Source organism: Agromyces cavernae (genome assembly GCF_021044935.1).
GTDB lineage: Bacteria > Actinomycetota > Actinomycetes > Actinomycetales > Microbacteriaceae > Agromyces > Agromyces cavernae.
Genome location: NZ_JAJNMP010000001.1, coordinates 398,662 through 412,045, shown reverse-complemented (window position 1 = coordinate 412,045; position 13,384 = coordinate 398,662). Strand labels below are relative to the sequence as shown.

11 protein-coding genes are annotated in these 13,384 nt (G+C 68.5%); 5 read left to right on the top strand and 6 right to left on the bottom strand.

Annotated elements, in window-relative coordinates; genetic code table 11:
• Window positions 1–16: 16 nt before the first annotated feature.
• Complete coding sequence (locus LQ757_RS01910; RefSeq protein ID WP_231045517.1) at window positions 17–1,042, top strand: glycosyltransferase family 2 protein; 1,026 nt, start codon at window positions 17–19, stop codon at window positions 1,040–1,042.
• A 115-nt stretch (window positions 1,043–1,157) separates the two neighbouring features.
• Here LQ757_RS01910 and LQ757_RS01905 read toward each other — a convergent pair whose 3' ends face one another.
• Both LQ757_RS01905 and LQ757_RS01900 read right to left on the bottom strand, forming a co-directional pair.
• A complete protein-coding gene (locus LQ757_RS01905) occupies window positions 1,158–1,706 on the bottom strand; it encodes a hypothetical protein (RefSeq protein WP_231045516.1) in 549 nt (182 codons plus the stop codon).
• Between the two features lie 211 nt (window positions 1,707–1,917).
• Window positions 1,918–3,066: a hypothetical protein gene (locus LQ757_RS01900; protein WP_231045515.1), complete on the bottom strand. Its 1,149-nt coding sequence runs from the start codon at window positions 3,064–3,066 to the stop codon at window positions 1,918–1,920.
• 118 nt (window positions 3,067–3,184) lie between these two features.
• On the opposite strand from LQ757_RS01900, the gene LQ757_RS01895 reads away from it, so the two are divergent.
• On the top strand, window positions 3,185–4,264 hold the full coding sequence (locus LQ757_RS01895; RefSeq protein WP_231045514.1) for a glycosyltransferase: 1,080 nt from the start codon (window positions 3,185–3,187) through the stop codon (window positions 4,262–4,264).
• Window positions 4,265–4,270: 6 nt separating this feature from the next.
• Here the strand turns inward: LQ757_RS01895 and LQ757_RS01890 are convergent, their stop codons facing one another.
• From LQ757_RS01890 to LQ757_RS01880, 3 genes are all read right to left on the bottom strand, one after another.
• Window positions 4,271–5,479, bottom strand: coding sequence for a glycosyltransferase family 4 protein (locus LQ757_RS01890; protein WP_231045513.1), 1,209 nt, complete (start codon window positions 5,477–5,479; stop codon window positions 4,271–4,273).
• Window positions 5,480–5,482: 3 nt separating this feature from the next.
• Window positions 5,483–7,003 carry a tyrosine-protein kinase domain-containing protein gene (locus LQ757_RS01885; RefSeq protein ID WP_231045512.1) on the bottom strand — a complete coding sequence of 507 codons (1,521 nt, stop codon included), beginning with the start codon at window positions 7,001–7,003 and terminating at the stop codon, window positions 5,483–5,485.
• A 99-nt stretch (window positions 7,004–7,102) separates the two neighbouring features.
• Window positions 7,103–8,488, bottom strand: a complete 1,386-nt coding sequence (locus tag LQ757_RS01880; RefSeq protein WP_231045511.1) for an O-antigen ligase family protein — start codon at window positions 8,486–8,488, stop codon at window positions 7,103–7,105.
• Window positions 8,489–8,774: 286 nt separating this feature from the next.
• Here LQ757_RS01880 and LQ757_RS01875 point away from each other — a divergent pair, with 286 nt between their 5' ends.
• The 3 genes from LQ757_RS01875 to LQ757_RS01865 are packed head-to-tail and all read left to right on the top strand — an operon-like array spanning window position 8,775 to window position 11,435.
• Window positions 8,775–9,743 carry a glycosyltransferase family 2 protein gene (locus LQ757_RS01875; RefSeq protein ID WP_231045510.1) on the top strand — a complete coding sequence of 323 codons (969 nt, stop codon included), beginning with the start codon at window positions 8,775–8,777 and terminating at the stop codon, window positions 9,741–9,743.
• Window positions 9,740–10,591: a hypothetical protein gene (locus LQ757_RS01870; RefSeq protein ID WP_231045509.1), complete on the top strand. Its 852-nt coding sequence runs from the start codon at window positions 9,740–9,742 to the stop codon at window positions 10,589–10,591. Before LQ757_RS01875 ends, LQ757_RS01870 begins: the two co-directional genes overlap by 4 nt.
• Window positions 10,592–10,601: 10 nt before the next feature.
• The gene (locus tag LQ757_RS01865) at window positions 10,602–11,435 is read left to right on the top strand and encodes an alpha-1,2-fucosyltransferase (protein ID WP_231045508.1); all 834 of its coding nucleotides are present in this window, start codon (window positions 10,602–10,604) and stop codon (window positions 11,433–11,435) included.
• A 15-nt stretch (window positions 11,436–11,450) separates the two neighbouring features.
• On the opposite strand, the gene LQ757_RS01860 is transcribed toward LQ757_RS01865, so the two are convergent.
• Window positions 11,451–13,262 carry an ABC transporter ATP-binding protein gene (locus LQ757_RS01860; protein WP_231045507.1) on the bottom strand — a complete coding sequence of 604 codons (1,812 nt, stop codon included), beginning with the start codon at window positions 13,260–13,262 and terminating at the stop codon, window positions 11,451–11,453.
• Between the last annotated feature and the right edge of the window lie 122 nt (window positions 13,263–13,384).

The window sequence follows — 13,384 nt, the reverse complement described above, 5'->3', positions numbered from 1 at the left end:
CGAGAGGATGGATGACGTGAGCGTGGCACCACTCATGGTCTCCGTGATCGTTCCGCTCTTCAACGGCGGCCCGTACATCGACGAGACCCTCCGTGCAATCCTCGCGCAGACCCATTCGACACTCGAGGTGCTCGTCGTCGACGACGGTTCGTCTGACGACGGCCCCGAGCTCGTGCGGCAGATGCTCGACGATCCGCGACTCTCGTTCATCACGAAGCAGTCTCTGGGCATCGCCGGCACACGCAACGTCGGTCTCGGGATCGCCGACCCGAGAAGCGAGTTCGTGCTCTTCGTCGATCATGACGACGTGATCGAACCCCACCTCGTCGCGCGGCTCCTCGAACTGCTGACCCGTCGGACCGAAGCGACGGCCGCGTACGCGATCGCCGACTTCATCGACGGTCGCGGTGATCCGCTCGACCCCGGAGGGTTCGCGGCGTTCATGCGATCCCGGAGGACGGCGACGCGGAGCGGGATGCGCCCGGTGGCCCCGACTGCCGACATGACGCTCCCGGAGATCTTCCTCGGAAATCGCGTCTACCCTCCGAGCGGCGTCCTCATGCGAATGTCCGCCGTACGGGCAATCGGGGGGTTCGATCCCGCATACCTCGTGGCGGACGATTGGGATGCGCTGGTGAAGCTCGCCCGTCTCGGACCTCTCATCCCGGTTGACGAGGTCATGCTCAGCTATCGCCGACACGGCAACAACGCATCCATGAACACTGGCCTGAATGTTCGCGAGACGCGCGCGGTCTGGGCCAACACCTACTACGCCGACGCGAACTCGCCAGCCGACCGCCGCCGCCTTCGCGCGGCATGGCGAACGTTCCAGACCGACACGAGCCGCCGGAAACTCACGGAAGCGAGGTCGGCGTGGCGGCAGGGGCGACGGTTCGGCTTCTTCCGCCTCGCGACCGATGGCCTCGCTCATCGCGTGCTGTTCGCGCCGCTTCGATCCTGGCGGCTCAGGCCACACGAACCCAGGCGCACCCTTGCTGAGTACGCCGCACTGGCGACAAGGGAGCAACGGGACGCCGTGTAGAAGACCGCATGCCACAGGGCGTTCGGGCTGTGGGACAGCCCCCGGCATCGAGAAGCAGAAACGCAGACGCCCGGCAGACCCATTCGGTCTGCCGGGCGTCTGGTGTCTGAGGTGCTCAGACGGCGAAGCTGTTGATGCAGTCGGCTTCACCCGTCGAGAACACGTTGTTCCGACACTGTGCACCCTGAATCGGGGGCAGGCCAGCCGCCGTCGCGGTCGCCTGATCTGGGACGCCTTCCACGGTGAAGGTCACGAGCAGCGTGCCGTTCTCGCTGTTGGCCGCATTCTGCGTGACGAACGCCACGTTCGAGAGGGTCGTGTTCGCCGGGATGATGAACGTATTCGTGCCCAGGAGCGCGCACGGGCTGAGATTGACGATCGCGACATTGCCGAGGTCGCTCGCACCGAGGTCCATGTCCGTGATCGTCACCGTGACCGGGGCGTTCGTCGTATTGGACAGGACTGCCCTGAAGGCGTAGCCCTTGTAGGTGTCGTTCGAGCCTCCGGGCAGCTTGCAGCCGGCGCCCGTGAGGGTGACGACGCCCGGCGACGCCGCATATGCGGGCGCGGGAACGGCGAGGGCGACCGCGGGAACCGACCACGCCATCGCCTTGGCGACAGTGCGGCGGCTGACACCGGGCTTCTGTTCTTCGAGGTCACTCATGGTCAGGTCTTCCTTTGCGGGTCGTTTTTGGCCTTTTACTTGTTACTCAGGCAATAAAGGCGGTCGCTGTGGCCGCAGGTCGGGTTACCCAGCCAACTCTAAGGGTAGAAAGCCCGATTCGTCGAGCACGAAATCGTGTCGGGGCACCCCTCTTTCGGGGGGCCGAAAATCCACCGTGCTTCGCCCGAGATCCAAGCAAACGGGCGAGGGCTCACGTGTGGACGAGGATCCTCGCCTCCACCATGCCTTCGACGGCATCGGAGATGACCCCGGCGACGTCGACGCCGGCGGGCGGTTCAGGAAGCTGTCGCACTGCGATCTCCTGCAACTCCGCCAGCGTGAGACCATCGGCCGCGAGCCACAGGATCGGGCCGACGCCGGCGAGGACGACCATACTCCCCGACACCAGCACCATCAGGGAGTCGTCGACGATGAGCGCGTCGGCATAGGTCCCTCGCCAGTATGCGCCGGGGCGGTCGACGACTGTAGGATCCGACGATTTCTCGATGATCCCGGAGAAGCAATCGCAGTCGCGCTGGGACATCTTCGCGACATCCGTGAGCACCGGCGTATCTTCTTCGATCTCGCGGAGCACGTCATCGATGAGGGGAGGCAGCGTCGACGCCTCGGAGTAGACGACCCGACGGATCCCGCCGGTCGACACCACTGCCTCGACGAGTGCTCGCAGCGGGTGCTCCAGTGCGGAGAGGTGGCTCGTCTGAGGGACGAGTGCGGCGACCGCCTCGGTGATCGGCACAGGCTCCACGGATGGCCGCTCCACGTCGGGCCGACGGTCGAGCAGGACGATGGCGGCCAGGCGCAGGCCGTCGGCCGGCGCCTCGCGGAGACCCAGCTTCGACGCAGGCTCCGTGGTCTTCACACCGGGCCACGACCCGATCGAGAGGGGCTTGGGATAGGCGACCACCGAGCCATCGACCCGAACCGCGAGCGTTTCGTCGGTCACGTAGCCGTAGGAGCGGCCGAGCGCCTGGGCCGCAGTGGTCTTGCCTCGGCCTGAAGGCCCGACGAATCCGATCACCCGCCCGTCATCGAGGGCCACCGCGCTCGCATGAAGCATGAGCGCCTCGCCGCGGAGCCCGCCGATGGCACCGATCGTGACCTCGGACGTGATGCGCTGGGCGAGTGCCTCAGGCGAGGTCGCGCGGATCACGTGTGCGGCGCCGGATGCCGGGTGGTCACGCAGGCCGGCGCGGATCACGTGATCGGGCTCGCCAGGGCCGTCGTGGGCGAGGTCGACCCAGTGCGCCCTGATCGACGCCTGGTCGGCGCTGCTCAAGGAGTCATCGAGCTCGATGCGCACCGTGCTCGTCAGCGCACGCACGTCGAAAGCTGAAGGCATACCACGGAGCCTACCCGCTTCATGCGCAACGCCATCCGCTGGGCTCTGGACGGCTTCCTCTACTCTGGGAGTCCGACGACTACCGGAACCACCCGTTCGGCCGTCGAACAGGTCGGAGGTGAGCACCATCGGGCTCGGTTCGGCGCACCCCCGATTGACCATCGCGACGATGGCGACGGAGCATCCGATGGGTGCGCAGCTCTACCAGGAACAGGTCGCACGACGCGCCTCGGACGCGCTGCAGTCGGTCGACGATCGCATGTGGAAGGTCCGGCGACTCGTCGTGCGGTCACTGCGATCCAAGCTTGCCGGTGACCGGCGCCTTCCGGTGTCGCGAGTCGCTTCGGCATCCACCGCGATGCGTCGAAGCGCCGGGCGCCTCCTCTACGGCCGCGACCAGGTCGTGCACCGCATGAACCTCGAACTCCCTCCGGCACCCGGCGCCGACGTGATCACGATCCACGACGTCGTCGCCTGGCGGTTCCCCGATGAATCGGCGCCCGTTCCGGCAGCGATGGAAGAGGCACGACGGGCTGCCGCGGTGATCTGCGTCTCGGAGTTCAGCGCCCGCGAGGCAGTCGAACTGCTCGGCATCGCCGAACCGCACATCGTGCACAACGGCGTCGAAGAGCGATTCTTCGACGCCGAACCGCTGCGCGGCGACATCCGTCGGTCATTCGGCATTCCCGATGCGTATGTGCTGCATGCCGGCGGCGCGTCCCGTCGCAAGAATCTCGAGGCCCTGGCAGAGGCGTGGCCGTACGTGCTCCGAGAACGACCGGACCTCAGCCTCGTGCTCGCCGGGCCGCCTCACCGCCGTCGCAACGAGCTGTTCGAGGGGATGCCCGGGGTCGTGCTCGCCGGACGCCTGCCCGACGAGGTCATGCCCGGCCTCGTTGCAGGAGCAAGAGTCGTCGTGGTGCCGTCGCTCTACGAGGGCTTCGGTCTACCCGCCCTCGAGGCGATGGCGGCCAACGTCCCGGTCGTCGCCGCGGCCACGAGCTCGCTGCCCGAGGTGGTGGGTGACACCGGCATCCTCGTCGACCCGACCGGTTCCGGCATCGCGGGCGGCCTGCTCGACGCGACCCGCGGCGACGCGACCCGTGCGCTCGTCCGGGCGGCGCGTGAACGAGCTGCTCGCTTCACGTGGGAACGGTGCGCCGAGGAGCACGCCCGCGTGTGGGCGTCACTGGCCTGATCGCCGTCAGGCCCGCCGTCTCGCTCGGCGATCCAGCCCTCTGTCCCGGTCGGATGCCGCGGCGTAGAGCTCCTCGTACGCGTGCGCCACGCGCGTCCAAGTGAACTCGCCGACCCGCTCGCGACCCGCTGCGGCGAACTGCATCCGCAGGTTCTCGTCGGCGCTCATGCGCTCGATTGCCCGGCAGAGTGCAGCCGTGTCCTCAGGGTCGACGAGGACGGCATCGATGCCGTCGCGCATGAAGTCGGGAGCGCCGCCGCGGTTCGTCATCACGAGCGGTGCGCCGCTGCGCCATGCCTCGAGCGCGACGATCCCGAACGCCTCCACGCGGCTGGGCACCACCACGGCCAGCGCCCCCGACATCGCCTGCGCGACGGCCGCGGCGTCCAGCCGGCCGGCCAGTTCGATGCGATCGGTCAGCCCGAGCCGGGCGACCTGGATGCGCAGGCGGTCGCGCTCGGGTCCGTCGCCCGCGATGACCAGCCGGATGCTGCGATCGAGTTCTGCCCGCGCGAACGCGTCGATCAACAGGTCGAAGCCCTTCATGCGGCCCAGGCGGCCGACGCCGAGCAGATACCGTCCGCCGAGCCCTGACCCGGTGGTCGTTGCCGACGGAGCGGGCTCGACCCCGTTGGGCACGACGACCCCTCCGACCAGCCCGTGGTTGCGCCGCAGATCGTCGATGACGAACTGCGATGGCGCGGTCACGCGAGCGGCAGCGGTGAGTGCGCGTCGCAGCGCAGTCCGCAGCAACGCAGAGCGCGCGAACACTGCGTGATCGTCGGCGATGGTCTCGCCGTGCGAGGTGACGATGAGCGGGATACCGAAGCGCCGGTGCATCGCGAGCGCATAGGCGCCGTTCGGGCCGAAGCAGTGCACATGCACGAGGTCGGGGCGGAACCGGCGTCGCGCGTCCGCCCATCGACGCCACGCGGAGGGCAGCCGCAGCAGGAATCGCAGCGCGGCACCCACCGACGCGGCCGGGAGGGGCGTCGACAGGTAGCGCACGGTGACGCCGTCGACCTCTCGCACGCCCAGCGATTCTCCGCGATCGACCGTCCAGACCTCGACGTCGACGCCGTCGTCGCGCAGTCGACGGGCGACCTGGCGCACGTGCTCCTCGACCCCACCGACGTACGGGTCGTACGAGGAGCTGACGAGTGCGACGCGGGGTGGGCTGCCCGTCGCGGCCGCGGCGGCCGCTCGCTCATCCATGCGTCAGCTGCGACGACCGCCACGGCGCGGAGCACCGGCGGGGGCTTCGTCGACAAGGCCGTTGGAGTCGGCATCGTCGACGTGCGTCGCTGCGGCCGGCGTCAGGAGGTCGGCGGGGACGACCTCGTCGGACGCCGCCGTCGTGGTGTAGTCGCGTCGATACTCGTACGAGTACGCGGCGGAGTCGGCACCACGCAGCGGTGCCTTGTTCAGCACGATGCCGAGGGCCCGGCCCCGCGCCTTCCGCAGCGTGTCGAGGGCCTTGTCGAGCAGGTCGAACGTGGTCTTGCGGAGGGTGACGACGACGAGTGCGCCGTCGGCCTGGTGCGCGAGCACGGCTCCATCGGTCACGGGCAGGAGCGGCGGGGCGTCGATGATCACCGTCGCGTGCTTCGTCAGGTCGTCGATCAGCGTGTGCATCCGCTCCGAGCCGAGCACTTCGCTCGGATTCGGCGGCACGCTGCCGGCCGCGAGGACGAGGAGGTTGTTCGATTTCGGGGTGCGCTGCAGAACGTCGGCCAGCGCGGCACGCCCCGCGAGCACGTCACTGAGGCCCGCTCCACCGGGCAACCCCATGGTCGTCGCGACCATCGACCGGCGAAGGTCGCCGTCGACGAGGACCACCGTGGTGCCCGTCGCCGCGAGCGTGAGCGCGAGGTTGCACGCGACGGTCGACTTTCCATCACCTGGAAGCGGACTCGTGACCACGATCGTCTTCGGCGGGTGGTCGACGTCCATGAACTGGAGGTTCGTTCGAAGGGCCCGCAACGCCTCGGCGACGGCGAAGGTGCCGTTCTTGCCGGTGGACCCCGACGTCGAGGGGTCGACGAGCCTGGTCTCGTCGTCGAGGCCGGGGACGATCGGGATGGTTCCCACGACGGCGACGCCGGTGCGCTGCTCGACGTCCTCCGCAGCGCGGATGCGACGGTCGGAGACGGTTCGGATCATCGCGAACGCGATGCCGAAGCCGAGTCCGAGGATGCCACCGACCATCACCGCGGTCTGCACGTCGGGGAAGCTCGGCGATGAGGGCAGCGACGCCTCGTCGCCCGGGAGGATGGTGACGGGGGCGGAACCAGCGGTGCCGTCGCCCTCCATCTTGTCGACTTCGAGCTTCATCGCGTCGATCCATGCCTCTGCGAGCGCCCGGGCCTCCTGCGGGCTCGAGCCCTGCGCGCTGACCTTGATGAACGTCGTGTTATCGGGGTTCGACACCTCGATGCGCTGCACGAGCGCCTCAGGTGTGGTGCTGAGCCCGAGTTCCTCGATCGCGTGCTCTGCGACCGTGCGGAAGCCGGCGATCTCGAGGTAGGTGGGCACCTTCGACCTGGCCAGCGAATCGCCGAGCGTCGACGTGCCGAGGTCTTCGACCCCGGTCGACGAGACGTAGCCGCTCGCGCCCGCGACATAGACGGGAGTCTGCAGCAGCGTCCAGCCGTATCCGGCGCCTGCGCCGACCAGCGTCATCAGGAGGATGGCGATCCAGTGCCTGCGCAATCCGCGCAGGTAGTCGCGGAGCTCCATGCAACCTCCGTGCTGTCCAGGGCGTCACCGCGGCGCGGCAGACCCTTCCGTGAATTGGCTCCATGGTATGTCAACGGTCTTCCAAGTGCGCGCGCGCACCTATCGACGTTGACCGATGCTCGCGTCGGCTGGACCGAATCCCGCGAGGGGCTCCGGTGTGAGGAGCTCATCGTGCCCCTCCTTCGCTCTTCGCTCGTGATCCATCGCGCCGAGGCAGATGCCCGCCACCACGAATGGCACCGACACCTGCACGGCGACCCAGAACAGGTCGAACTGCGACTGCACGAAACGGCTGAGCAGCACGGCGACCGCGAGGGTGCCGAACCTCGGGTCGACACGCCAGAGCACGACGAACACCCCGAGCCACATCACCCCGAACCCGATGAGTCCGACGACACCCGCCGAGGCGAGCACCTCCAGCTCGGCCTGCGGCGGCTGGTACGGCAGTTCGCCGGGGTTGTACCAGTAGCGCAGTCCATGCCCGAAGATCGGCGACTCCCGCCAGAAGTGGTACACCTCGCGGAACCACTCGACTCGCTGGAAGACCGAGTTGTGACGGTTCTGGGACTCGACCTGTTCGATCACCATCGAGATCACGAGCCACGCCGCGGGGATGAGCAGCAGGAGCACCCATCGAGATCGTCCGGTGGTGCTCCGCCGCAGCACCGCGATGACGATGGCTGCCACAAGCCCGATGAGGGCCTGCCGGGACTGGGCCACCACGATGCCCGCCGCCATCAGCGCGAACGCGAACCGCGACCAGCCCTTCGTCCAGCCCACCCAGTCGGGGTTGAGATACGCGATGATCGCGCCGAACGCGAGCACCGTTCCGATGAAGTTCTTGTGCATCGGGAACGGCCAGCTCGGCGTCGCCGGACCGAAGTCACCGACCGCGTACTGGAATACGGCCTCCACGACGGTGAACGCCGCGAGCACGCATGCAGTGAACACGATGAGCGAGAGGGCGAGTCTCGCGTACCCCGCGGCCCCAAGTGCCCACCCGACGATGAGTGCGCCAGAGACGAGCAGCCACGCGTGGAACCACTCGATCGTGTTGAGTGCGTACGGGTTGACGATGACGGTGAACAGGGTCGCGAACTGGTACACGAGGTTGATCAGCAGCAACTGGCGCAGCGGCTTGCTGTAGGGCCGATGGCCGAGCAGCAGTGCCGTGCCGAACGCGGCGGCGAGCGCGGCGTCCGACACCGAGAGGTCGCCGCCGCCGAGGCCGATGCGCTGGGCGACGAGCAGGGCCGGCATCGCGAAGAGCGCGATGGCGAGCGGCTTCGACGTCGTGAGGGCGGCCGCGATGACCAACCCGCCGATGACGATCGCGAGTGTCGCGCCGCCGACGAAGCCGCGCTCGAGGACAAAGTACGTGGCGGCGACCGCTCCGAAAGCCGCGAGCACCCAGCGCCACGCGTTCGCCCACCAGTCGGCGATCCGCTCGCGCCACAGCTCTCGGCTCGTAGTCGACGAAGTCATGCCCGGTCCTTCGGTGTGATTCGGTAAAGTATCGCACCTCTGCTTTGCAGCTCATCTCCCCCGAGCGGCTCACGCGGCCCGGCGGGGACGCTGTCCATAAGCGGCACGAACCGCTCCTTCGCTCCTCGATGTCGTCGTCCATGAGGCGGCCAGCTTCGCCGGGCATCGCGCACATCGTGTGCTCGCCAGATGCGGCGGTGCGCTGGCGAGCACCGTCGGCGTGGAAGTCGGCGCGACAACCGGCCTCAAGGGACGAACGGTCGCGATCGGCAGGTACGCTGATCCGGTGCGCGCTCCCCTCTCGACTGTCGTCGTCATTGCGACGTTTCAGCGCCCCGAGTACGTGGAGGAATGCCTCGCCCACCTCGAGCGCCAGACCGTGTCACCCGACCGGATCGTGGTCGTCGACGCCTCCCCGAACGACCTGACGCACGAGGTAGTCACGCGGCATCCGGGGGTCGAGTATCGACGCAACCCGCTCGGCGTCGGTCACACGGCGACATCGCGGGCAATCGGCGTCGAGGGCGCCGAGGAACAGATCATCGCCTTCATCGACGATGACGCGTACGCCGACGCTGACTGGCTCGAACGACTGCTCGAGCCGTACGCCGATGCCGGCGTCGCGGCCGTCGGAGGTCGCGCGCGGAATGGTCAGCCAGACGAGGAGCACGACGGCATCGGCCAGATCGGACTCCTGCTGCCTGACGGCCGGCTCACCGGATATTTCGCGGCCGCGCCCGACCGGGCGGTCGAGGTCGACCACATGCTCGGCGCGAACATGTCGGTGCGAGCGAGCGTCGTGCGCGAGCTCGGCGGCATCCGCGACTTCTACCCGGGAACCTGCCTGCGCGAGGAGACGGACATCGCTCTACGCATGCGTCGCCGCGGCCTGCGGATCGTGTACACGCCGTTCGCCGTCGTCGAGCACGTCGGCGGGCGGTACGCGCGCGGACGCCGGTTCGACTCGCGATACCGATACTTCGGCGCGAGGAATCATGTCGTGCTGCTCGCGACCACCCTCGGTTGGCGCGATCCGCACGTGCGCACCTACGGTCGCACCGTACTCCGGATGACCCGCCGCGAGGTGATCGCGGGCTTGCGGGCGCTCAAGCAGCGCGATGGCGCGCGCGCGAAACTGCGAGGCCTCGGCGGCGCCGTGCAACGGGCCTCGCTCGACCTCGTCGGCACTGTCGCCGGGGTGGCGGCCGCCCTGCGAGCGACATCCGGCTCAAGACGACGTGGATCGCCCGCATGAGGCTCAACGCCTACGTGCTGGCCGGCGACCCCGCGTGGATCCCAGAGAGCATCGGCTCCTATTACGGGCTCGTCGATCGGATCGTCGTATCGTACGACCGGCAGGGGCGCTCGTGGTCGGGCGCCCCGCTTTCGGTCGAGGATTCCCTCGCACGCATCCGCGCAGCCGACCCCGACGGCAAGGTCGTGATGCTCCCGGGCGACTACGCCGACGCCGACCGGTTCACGATGCGGCTCGAGACCGAGCAGCGGCAGGCCTCGCTCGACGCCGCCTCCGAGGGCGCCGACTGGGTCATCCAGCTCGATACCGACGAGATCGTGCCGACTCCTTCGGTCTTCGCGAACCTCATCGCGCGTGCCCACGATCGCGCAGCGGAGGCGCTGCATTACCCTGCGCGCGTGCTCTACAACCGCACGGCCGACGGCGTCTTCCTCGAGCAGTGCCGCCGACTCTGGGGATGGCAGGCCGCGTACCCCGGACCGGTCGCGGTACGCGCAGGAACCACGCTTTCATTCGCTCGTCAGGCGGCGACGGCTCCGCTCTACCGCGTCGATCTGGCCCCGTGGAACACCGATCCCGCGCACCCGCGTTGGGCACGTGTCCACGCCGTCGTGCAACCGCGCGATGCGGTGCTGCACATGAGCTGGGTGCGCACCGAGGCGCAGATGGCCGAGAAAGCGATCGTGTCGGGGCACGCGAGCTCACGTGACTGGACGCGCGAGCTGCGCACGTGGCGCAGGCGGGCGAGGCATCCGCTACGCACTACGCTCGCTGCTCCGTTCACGCGCGATCCCGTGCAGCGCTTCCGGATGACGCGACTGCCGGAGTATGCGGACGTCGAGCCGTGAACGAGCGGCGATGAACCGTATCGCCCGACTCGCCAGCCGCGCCGGTCGTCGCACGATGCAGGCGGGAGAGCGCATCGCCGGTTCGACGCTCGACCTGATGCGACGTGGCGAGCGCACCGTGATCACGACTCCGTCGACAGGGTTGCGGCTCGGCAACCTGCTCTATGTGTGGCTTCAGGCCCATCGACGTACCCGGGCGGGCGCACCGACGCTCGCCCGCGAAGCCAGAGCGATGGCGCCCTGGCTCACCGCATTCCCCGAACTCTCAGCGCTCACGATCGCGCCCGGCGGTGTGCGGTTCAGTGATCGAAGAACGTGGGACGACGCCTGGCTCTATCAGCGCTTCGGAGTCGACTTCACCGCCGATGACCTGGCGGCGTTCGTGCGCGAGACACTCGCGTCGCACGTCGTCCCCGACCGCACCGAGACGCTCGTCATCAACGTGCGCCGTGGCGACTACTACGCGGAGTTCGCCAGCAAGTACGCGTTCGACCAAGCGGGGTATCTCGCCGCAACGCTCGACCGGCTGGCGCCCGCCGAGCGCGCCCTCGTCGTCTCGGACGACGCCGACTGGTGTCGCACGAACCTCGACTCCGTCATCCGCATGAGGGCAGACGAGGTGGAGTACGCGCGGCCCGACCCGCTCGCGAACTTCCTCGCCGTTGCCGGTGCCGCTCGCATCATCGGAACGAACTCGACGTTCACGTACTGGGCGGCGTACGTGGCCGGCGTCATCCACGCCAACGCGGAGGTCGTCATGCCGAGGTTCCACGCGCGGATGGCGCATGGCACGGACGCACACCAGCTCGACCCGCGCTGGACGATAATCGACGGCTTCCATTGAGCGGCGGGCGCCGCGTCAGTTGAGCTCGCCGAGCTGCACCAAGCGTGCGAAGTCGGGATTGGTCGCGCGGACGTGTTCGAACGTGCCGACCTCCTCGATGCGGCCGTTCTTCAGGAAGACGAGGGTGTCGGCGTTGCGCACGGTCGACAGCCGGTGCGCGACGATGAGGATCGTGATGCTGCCTTGGAGGGACCGCAGAGTGGTTGCGATCTCGTGCTCGGTCGCATTGTCGAGCGCCGAGGTCGCCTCGTCGAGCACGAGGATCCGCGGCTGTCGGTAGAGTGCGCGGGCCAGCCCGATCCGCTGCCGCTGGCCGCCGGACAGCCGCACTCCACGCTCGCCGACCTCAGTCTGCAGGCCGTGTGGCAGATCGGCGACGACAGCGTCGAGCTGCGCGGTCGTGATCACCTCGGTGACTCGGGCGAGGTCGATATCGGACGCGGGTACGCCGAACGCGATGTTCGCCGCGAGCGTGTCGTTGAGCAGGAAGACGTCTTGCGGCACGACGCCGAGTTCGGCGAACCACGACGGGAGGTCGTCGTGGATCGATCGGCCGCCACACTCGATCGTGCCCGACGTCGGCTCGAGCAGCCCGAGCACGAGGTCGAGCAGCGTGCTCTTGCCCGCGCCACTCGAACCGACGAACGCCGTCGTGCGGTTCTCGGCGATGTCGAGCGAGATCTCGTCGAGCACGGGCCGCTCGGCGTCGGGGTAACGGAACTCGATGTCCTGCAGTGCGATGTCGCCCCCGAAGCGGACGGCGGCCCGCGGTGTTTCGTCGTGCATCCCGCCGTCACGCAGCTCGTCGGCGATGCGCGTCACGATGTCCAGCCCGACGCGTCCGGTACGGATGGTGGCGAGGCTGGAGGCGACGCGGTTCATCGTCGGCAGCGCGCGGACCGACGCCGCCCCGAACACAGCGAGTATCGTGAGCGTCTCGGCTGGCGACGTCGTGGCCGTCAGCACAGCGGAGATGCCGATGATCGCGAGCACGAAGCCGATCTCGAGAAGGTAGCGCGGAGCGTCGGAGATGATCGCCAGCTGGCGCCCCGCGTGGGCGGTCCGGAGCTTCGCCTGTCGGTAGCCGTCTGCGAACGCGTTCGCGCTCGACGTGAGCCGCGCCTCGCGGAATCCGTCGAGCGCCGGGAGAAGGTACTGCCACGACTGCAGCGCGGATGCGGAGACCTCCTCGCCGATGCGCGACTGCCGATTCCGCAGCATCCGCTGGACGCCGAAGACCAGAACGCCGAAGATCACCGCCGTGACGAGCATCACGGTCGGAGAGACGACGGCGATGACGACGGCGAGCGCGACGAGCACGAGACCGTCGGTGAACAGCGCGGTCACGGCGAGCAGGACACTCGTCGACTGCGCGGTGCTGTCGCTCACGCTGCGGTAGATCTCGCTCGTGCGACGCGACCGGTGGTCGGCGTACGGGGCGAGGATGTACATGCGCATCAGCTGGGATGACGCGAGCGCCGAGATGCGCGTGGTCCGTCCGAGGATCCACCACCGGAACAGCAGCGCGAGCACGCTCTTCAGGATGAACAGCGCCGCGACGATGCCCGCGACGATGGGGATGAGGGTCTGCGGCGACGAAGTTCCGAGGAAGGCCGAGACATCCGCGAGGATGCCGGAATCGGCCGATCCGGTTGTGATGAGTTGCATCAGCGGCGCCATCGCGGCGACGCCGAGCGTGTCGAGCAACGCGAGCGCGATCGAGCCGATGACGACGCCGAGGATCCAGCTGCGTGGATTCGCCCCAGCGAGCCCGAGCAGCTGTCCGAGCTGCTGTCGCAGGTTCACCTTGTCGGCTTCGCGTGCCATCATCCTCCGTAGGGGCCGAATCGTAGTATCGCAGGCGGATCTGCAGGTCAGAGACTCCCGTCGACTTCGACGCGATACGTGGGGCGACCATCGTCGGGTTCGACGGTGGGCGATCCGAGGAC

Excerpts from the sequence above, each read along its gene's own strand:
- LQ757_RS01865 (WP_231045508.1), top strand. The coding sequence starts at position 10,602 with ATGAACCGTATCGCCCGACTCGCCAGCCGCGCCGGTCGTCGCACGATG.
- LQ757_RS01860 (WP_231045507.1), bottom strand. The coding sequence starts at position 13,262 with ATGGCACGCGAAGCCGACAAGGTGAACCTGCGACAGCAGCTCGGACAG.
- LQ757_RS01890 (WP_231045513.1), bottom strand. The coding sequence starts at position 5,479 with ATGGATGAGCGAGCGGCCGCCGCGGCCGCGACGGGCAGCCCACCCCGC.
- LQ757_RS01870 (WP_231045509.1), top strand. The coding sequence starts at position 9,740 with ATGAGGCTCAACGCCTACGTGCTGGCCGGCGACCCCGCGTGGATCCCA.
- LQ757_RS01885 (WP_231045512.1), bottom strand. The coding sequence starts at position 7,003 with ATGGAGCTCCGCGACTACCTGCGCGGATTGCGCAGGCACTGGATCGCC.
- LQ757_RS01900 (WP_231045515.1), bottom strand. The coding sequence starts at position 3,066 with ATGCCTTCAGCTTTCGACGTGCGTGCGCTGACGAGCACGGTGCGCATC.
- LQ757_RS01905 (WP_231045516.1), bottom strand. The coding sequence starts at position 1,706 with ATGAGTGACCTCGAAGAACAGAAGCCCGGTGTCAGCCGCCGCACTGTC.
- LQ757_RS01880 (WP_231045511.1), bottom strand. The coding sequence starts at position 8,488 with ATGACTTCGTCGACTACGAGCCGAGAGCTGTGGCGCGAGCGGATCGCC.